Genomic DNA, 6,965 nt, shown 5'->3' with positions numbered 1-6,965 from the left:
GCTTATTATTGACTAGAGTCATGCTCTCCTAGGACTGGCATCCCCTGTTTTGATGGCTGGAGTCAAGCTCTCCAGCCCAGGAAAGAAAGCCCCCCGGCCAGCTCCAGGGGGCGAGAAGCCGAAGGTTGGATCCTTTAGGGCAACAACTCTTCGATGGCCTCTTCTTTGGTGTTGGTGCGGCGGGAGAGGGTGCGGCGGTCGAAGGTCATGTGGATCTCCCGGTTTTGCTCGCCATCGGCAGCCACCGCAAAGATGGGGAAGTCGATGTTGCCGTCTGGGAAAGCCATGTGGAAGCGGAAGGTGCCATCGGGGTTGAGCTGGATCTTGCGCCCGCCAATGGTAACGGTGGCATCCGGCTCTGTGGCCCCATAGACAATCAGCTCGGCATCGGCCACCAACCAGAACTTGCGAGAGCGCTGCGGCAGCACTTCGGAAGCCCCCGAGAACAGGCCCAGGCCGGATCCTGAAGCCATCCAGGGAGCAGCGGGCACCTCCGCCATGGCCATCCCCATCATGCCCACACCCGAGGGGATGATAAACGAGCTGATGGCCTGCTCGGGCACCAATTGGCGGCTGCCCATCTGGTGGCTGCCAAACAGGGATCCCGCCACCCGCATCGCCTCAAAGCCACCCACCATTTCCAGGAAGGGATCGACCATGGCCCCTTGCTGCGGCTCATCGCCCTTGTAGGCCACCACACCCATGCCGGTGGCACTGCGCTTGTAAGGCTCGCTGAGCTGGTAGAGGGTGCGGCCCTGCAGAGCCATGTCGAAGGGCACTGTCAGGAAGTGCTCTTCAAACCAGTCGGAGGGAAAGACTGGCGGCACCATCACCGCCGCCGAGCGGGCCAACATCAGCCAGCGGCCATCTGCCGTCCGGTAGCCAATTTCCACAATGTAGGAACGATCGCTCACCGGGATCGGCAAATACCACTCCCGCGCCAACTCATCACAGGGGTACTCCTGCATGCTGTGGGCCGGCTGGTAGCTGAAATCGATATCCGTCACATCGTAGAGGCGCAGCGCCAACTGTTGGCCGCCCTCGCGGCGCTTGCTTTCTTTAGCCTCGTTGGGCACATCCCAATAGGCGTAGGCCCACTGGGGATCCCGCGGCAGCAAAACGATGCGGCTTTCCCCATAGCCCTCCGGCAGATCCCCCAGCCCTTTGTCCACATCGGCCAGATCCGTCTTGCCGGCAACCTCTTGACCCCTAAACTTCGTTTGGGTGACCGATTCTTGCCCCTTGGGCTCCGGCATGGCATCGACAGGGCGGCCAGCTTTGACTTGGGCCTCTCGAATGGCCTCAATCAGCTGGTCTTTGGTCATGCGGCTGTACTTGGGGATCTGATAGCGGGCAGCTTCTTCCCGCAACTGCCGGATGGTCATTTCTTCCAACGGGATCCGCTCTTGTGGCATGGTCGGGGTCTCCTGTCTTCGACAAATCGGGCTTCGTGCAATGCTCCAGCTTTTGTCCTATGGGCCGATCCCAGCTTGTGGTTCTGAGGACAACCTTGAACCTGCTGATGTATCGGCTTGCCTCGGGCTCTCCAGCCGCTGATGACCACAGGTGGGGATCAACGGGGATCATCAAGAATGATGAACCCATGTTTGCGTATTTTTGCCTGTCGGTCAAGACCCTGGGGATCGCTGGGGATCAATCTCTTGTTCTCCGACCCACCTTTAGGGAGAGGCCAGGAGCCCCAGCTGCTCTCAAGCCAAGGGGAAGACTGCGCGGGATCCCCTGCCGAACCGGCCCTGCCTGGGTAGCATGGGGGAAAGGTGAGCTGTTGCGAGATGGGCCGCAGATTTCGTGGCCAAGAGGTGTTGGGATGAGGTGGTGGAAGCCTGCCGGGAAAGGTTCCGGGATCCAGATGAGTTGGGTAGCACTGGGGATCCTGCTGGCGGGGCCGGTCTTGCCGGTGGAAGCTGTGGATGCCCAAACGCTGTTTCCTCCCCTTTACCGCTTGCAAGGGGGATCCCCTACCCTGCCCGCTTCTGAAGCAACGCCCTGGCGTCCAGTAACCCAGGATTCTGTTCCGCTCCCACAAACAGATCAAGCCGATCCAAAAGTCCAGCCGGCCCAACCCGGCCATGGAGAAGTGGCAGAAGGCCCGGTTTTCGATCTGGATCTGTTGCGGCAGTTCGGCACCAGCCCTGGCGGCAGTGGCTCTGGATCCCGGCAGGGGGAAGTGATCGGGCCGGGCAGCGGCCAGAGTGGGGTGCGCGGAGCCAGTCCTGGCTCAGGGGTGGGCACAGGCCAAGGGCCAGGGGGCGGAACGGGTCTGGAGGCGGGATCCCAGCGGCGGGAACCGCAAGTGACAGGGTTGATTGTGGATGCACGAGGCTTGGATTTCTTGCCTAGCCAGTCAATGCGCTTGTTTGATCCCGATGGCAATCAAGTCTATACCCCCGTTACTCTTGGCCAAGACCTCAACGCGGCCTTTGTGGGCAGCGAGGGCACAGCTGCCTATGCCACCTCGGAAGAGCAGGCCCGCTCACTGGTGAACCGCATCGGGGAACGGCCTCACCGCATTCGTGCCATCCGCACCCTGGGCTACGACCTGGTGATTTCCGCCGAAGATGCCTTTAGCCTGCGCCAGATGAATGCGACAGATGGCTTCCTGGATCGCTTTGCCGTGGTGGTCATCTGGGATGGCAGCCAAGCCAGTCTCCCCTGAGGCCCAGGGATCCCAGCATGGCCATCAAAGCACAGGACAGAGGAATGCTAGCCTAGCAAAAGTGCTCTGTCTGCACCACCCGCACCACCTCCAGCGGGGTTGATATCTTCCTGGGGATCCCAGCCTTATGCAACGGTTTGCCAACCAACCTCTGCGGGAACATCCCCACCTGGCGGTGTTTTCCTCCAGCAAGGTGGGCAATTTTGTGGTTACCATCCCGCTGTTGCGGGGCCTCAAGGAAAAATACCCCGGCTGTGTGCTGGATTTTTTTGGCAGCGAGATTACCCGCGACTTTGAGCTCCACTGCCCCTACATCGACTTCAGCTTTCCTCTCTACAGCCGTCGTCCCGATTACCTCGAGGCCCTGACCGCTGCTGTGCGAGAACGGGTGACCCAGGCCGGCCCCTACGACTTGGCCATCAATTGCGACGAGTTTAGCGAGCTCAACCTGGTGGCGGTAACGGCCCTGCGCCCCCAGTACATTGCCGGGGCCGGCTTGACCTTGGATTTTCGCCGCAAGTTGGACCCCGGCTCCGACCCGGTACAGCGCATGCTCCAGGATGACGACTGGAACGGCCTGGAGTTTCTGCAGCGCTACAAAGGGATCCTCACCAGCAACTACATCGCCGAAATCTTCTGTCGCCTGGCGTACGTGGAGACGGATTTTTTCCGCCTGGAGCTGCCCAGCCGGGATCCCGATTTTCCGGTGCCAGAGGTTTTGGTGCACATCACCACTACCCGCCGCGCCAAGATGTGGCCTCTGGAGTACTGGCGGCAGGTGATCCAGTGGTGCCAAGGCCAGGGCCTGCAGGTGGGGCTAATCGGCAGCGCGCCGGAGCTTCAGCGATCCCTCTACCACGGCGGCAGCGGCGAAGACGAACTGCTGGCCCAAACAGGAATGGTTGACCTGCGGGGCAAAACCAGCCTCATGGAGCTGGCGGGGGCCCTGAAGCGGGCGCGGGTGTGTATCTCCGTGGATGCGGGGCCGATGCACATTGCGGCGGCAGTGGGCTGTCCCACCATTGCCCTGTTTGGCAACGATGCCGATGGGGATGGGGCCAGCCCGGTGCGACTGTGGGCTCCTCGTCTGCCCCACGTCTATCTCACCCAAACCGCCTACAAGTGCCGGGTCTGCGCAGAGAACAAGTTCAAAAACGAAACCTGCCTGGTGGAGGGTCATCCCTGTATGGCCCATCTCAAGCCGGAAACGGTCATCGGCTACTTGAAAGAGATTCTCAAGCAAACCTAGAGGTTCCACGCCCTCACCCCCAGCCCCTCTCCCAAGGGGAGCTATGGAGCGACGGGGTGAGTTGTTTCATGGCTACTTGAAATGGCCATGTCTTGGGATCCCCATCTTTTTCCCCCTGGGAATCAGGGGGGCCGGTGGGCAGCAAGGAGTGCCCAGGGGCGCAGTTCGGATCCCTGGAAGTCCGTTTAAGCTGAGAGTTCAAGGCTGAAAACTTAGTGCCTAAACCATTTGGGTGTGAGCTGTGACTTTGGAGATGTGGTATCGCCACCAGTTGGGCCGCTTTGCAGAGTGGGGAAAAATAAGGCTCTGGCAAGGGGTTGCCCTGAAGCTGCTGGCCACTGCTTGCTTTGCCTGTTTAGGCGCGATCATCCGGCTCAACACTCCCGCCCTTCACCCCTTTCAGATTGTGTTTTTGCGCAACCTATTCGGGTTTCTCGCCCTGTCGCCGCTGGTGTTGCGGGCTGGGATCCAGTCTCTGCACACCGCCAAGATGGAGTTTTACCTCCTGCGCTCGGCGATCAGCACGGTGGGGATGTTGCTCTCCTTTTGGGCAGCCAGCCTGTTGCCTCTGGCAGAAGCTACGGCGCTGAGCTTTGTTCAACTTTTGTTTGCCGGCACGATGGCGGTATGGGTGTTGGGCGAGCAGATGCGCTCGTCCCGCTGGCTGGGATTGGGCCTGGGGTTTGCCGGGGCTTTGGTGATGTTGAGGCCAGGCTTCCGAGAGTTTTCTCTGGGAACAGGGCTGGCCTTGGGGGCGGCAGCACTCTTTGCCTGGGTGACCATCGTGCTCAAGATCCTCTCCCGCACCGAGTCCAGCCTCACGATTACGGCCTACATGGGCCTGCTGCAGACCCCCCTTTCCTTTCTGGCTGCCGTCTGGGTTTGGACCTGGCCTTCTCCTGAGCAGTGGCTGTGGATGGTGGCCATGGGGCTACTGGGCAGCATTGGCCAGGTGGCCCTCGCCCAGGCCTACAAGCTGGCTGAGGTGACGATGCTGCTGCCTCTGGATTTCTCCCGTCTGCTCTGGGCCAGCCTAATCGGGTTTTGGGTGTTTGCCGAGATCCCGGATGGGTGGACTTGGATGGGCGGAGCCTTGATTTTGGTGGGCGCCACCTCTGGAGCCTACGGCGAAGCCCGCCTGCCCACAATGCCGACCCAGGCCCGTACCGGCGGAGTTGGATAGCAGACAGATATCCTCTGCCAGGACTTACAGCCGAGGGAGAACAGGGCTGGAGCTGGTCAGGTCTGTGGTGGTAAGGGCCACCAACAGGGCTTCTGGACTGACGGGGAAGGGCAGGTGGTGGATGTCGGATCCTGGCTGGCAGGCCACTTGGGCAGCATGCAGCAGGTCGGCGGATCCCAAGTGACCTAGCTTGAGATCCCGCAAGTTGAGGGGCAGCCCCACCTGGCGGTAGAACTCCAGCAACTGGGTACGTGCTGCCAGCGCCAACTGGCTTCCCTGCAGGATCTCTTCTAGGCGGAGCTGGGCCAAAATGCCGAAAGCCACCTTCTCGCCGTGCAGGGTGGCCCGGTGCCCCGACAAGTGGGTTAGCCCATTGTGGACAGCGTGGGCGGCCACGGTGCGACACTTAGCCCCACCCATGCCGCCGACGATCCCCGCCAGGCAAATGCAAGCATCCACCACCTGTTTCCAAGCAGTTCCGCCCGGCTCCCGCAGGGCCGCCGCCGATTGCTGGAGAAGCAAATCCCGCAGGACGCGGGCCTGCTGCACAGCGCCAATCACCAGGGCATCTTCTGAACTGCCGCTGCTGACGGAAGACTCGTACCACTTAGCCAAGGCATCTCCGATCCCAGCCACTAGGGTGCGCGCTGGAGCTTGCAGAATCAGCTCATAGTCCAGGATCAGGGCAGCAGGGGCGCGATCCAGGCTCACATCCTGCTGAAAAGCGCCGCTGTCGGAGTAGATATTGGATAGGGCGCTCCAGGCGGCACAGGTGGCCGCAGAGGTGGGCACGGTAACCACCGGGATCCCCAATCTGTGGGCCACCAGCTTGGCCGTATCCAGTGCCTTGCCCCCGCCTACCCCCAAGATGCCGGTTGTGGATTCCGCCGTGGCCAGCGCCTGCAAACGCGCCAGCTCGGACTCGCTGCAATCTACCCCGTAGGTAGTCCAGTGGACTTGGAGGGCGGGATCCCGGGCGAAATTGCGCTCCAGGGGGGCCTCAACTACAGCCAAGGAGCGTTCCCCCCCGATCACCAGCACACGGGATCCCAGTACCGTAAGGGGCACAGCTTCCAGAATGCCGCTGCCGCGGTACAGCCGACCTGGGGCCGGAATGGCAAGATCCAATTGGCAAGGAGAGGCGCTCAGCATTGCAAGAAAGGGCGAGAAAAAGGACTCCGTCCCGCTATCGCGGTAGCTCAGTGTCCGTGAATACAGATAACGATTCTAGCCGCAAAAAGGGCTGCGCACCGCTGGCGCGAATGCAGATGGCTCACCTAAGGTCTGGCTATAGTTGTTGAAGCTGTTCATCCCCTCAACTCTGCAGCCTCTAAGGTCTCTGGCCCCCTGACACGTTCGCAGAAGTGTCGCGTAGCGACAACAGTTCTCAGCAAGGGATCCCACCATGAACCCCACAACTCAACATCAGCTCATGCTTAAAATTGTGGCCGGCTCTGCTTGGGCCGATGGGCATTTGGAACCCCAGGAATTGGCCTACTTGGGATCCCTGCTGCGCCGCTATGGTTTGGAGCACGATACCGAGCTGCGAGAACTGATCCAAGAGCCTATCCCAATGGAGCAAACCGAGCGCTGGATGGCCGATTATCTTGCCCAGGCCAGCGAAACCGAGCGCATGCAACTTTTGGGAGCAATCGGCAACCTGATGATCGCGGACGACACGGTCTCTCCAGAAGAGCACACCCTCTTGGATGACTACTACACCCTCATGGCCGGGATCCCGGCTCGTCCAGAATCTGCACCTAACCTGGTGAAGGGCGTTGGGCAATTTTTCCGGCGCGTGGCCAAGGCTGTGGGGGGCAGGTGACGCGAGAGCATGACTCTAGTCAATGATACGC

6 protein-coding genes are annotated in these 6,965 nt (G+C 60.9%); 4 read left to right on the top strand and 2 right to left on the bottom strand.

Going from position 1 to position 6,965, the window contains the following annotated elements; genetic code table 11:
• Positions 1-134: 134 nt before the first annotated feature.
• Positions 135-1,415, bottom strand: a complete 1,281-nt coding sequence (locus tag NW815_RS02840) for a DUF4912 domain-containing protein (protein ID WP_414388177.1) — start codon at positions 1,413-1,415, stop codon at positions 135-137.
• A 455-nt stretch (positions 1,416-1,870) separates the two neighbouring features.
• Between NW815_RS02840 and NW815_RS02835 the strand changes: the two genes are divergently transcribed.
• The 3 genes from NW815_RS02835 (at position 1,871) to NW815_RS02825 (ending at position 5,109) form a co-directional block, all read left to right on the top strand.
• Entirely contained in the window at positions 1,871-2,677 is an 807-nt protein-coding gene (locus tag NW815_RS02835; RefSeq protein WP_414388179.1) for a hypothetical protein, read from the top strand.
• 127 nt (positions 2,678-2,804) lie between these two features.
• A complete protein-coding gene (locus NW815_RS02830) occupies positions 2,805-3,926 on the top strand; it encodes a glycosyltransferase family 9 protein (RefSeq protein WP_414388181.1) in 1,122 nt (373 codons plus the stop codon).
• Positions 3,927-4,167: 241 nt separating this feature from the next.
• Entirely contained in the window at positions 4,168-5,109 is a 942-nt protein-coding gene (locus tag NW815_RS02825) for a DMT family transporter (RefSeq protein ID WP_414388183.1), read from the top strand.
• Between the two features lie 24 nt (positions 5,110-5,133).
• Here NW815_RS02825 and NW815_RS02820 read toward each other — a convergent pair whose 3' ends face one another.
• Positions 5,134-6,261, bottom strand: a complete 1,128-nt coding sequence (locus NW815_RS02820) for an iron-containing alcohol dehydrogenase family protein (protein WP_414388185.1) — start codon at positions 6,259-6,261, stop codon at positions 5,134-5,136.
• Positions 6,262-6,514: 253 nt separating this feature from the next.
• Between NW815_RS02820 and NW815_RS02815 the strand changes: the two genes are divergently transcribed.
• Positions 6,515-6,934: a TerB family tellurite resistance protein gene (locus NW815_RS02815; protein WP_414388187.1), complete on the top strand. Its 420-nt coding sequence runs from the start codon at positions 6,515-6,517 to the stop codon at positions 6,932-6,934.
• The last annotated feature ends 31 nt before the right edge of the window (positions 6,935-6,965 follow it).

The organism is Synechococcus sp. R6-7 (genome assembly GCF_047461695.1).
In the GTDB taxonomy this organism is placed as follows: Bacteria; Cyanobacteriota; Cyanobacteriia; order Thermostichales; family Thermostichaceae; genus Thermostichus.
This window is presented reverse-complemented; position numbering and strand designations above follow the sequence as displayed.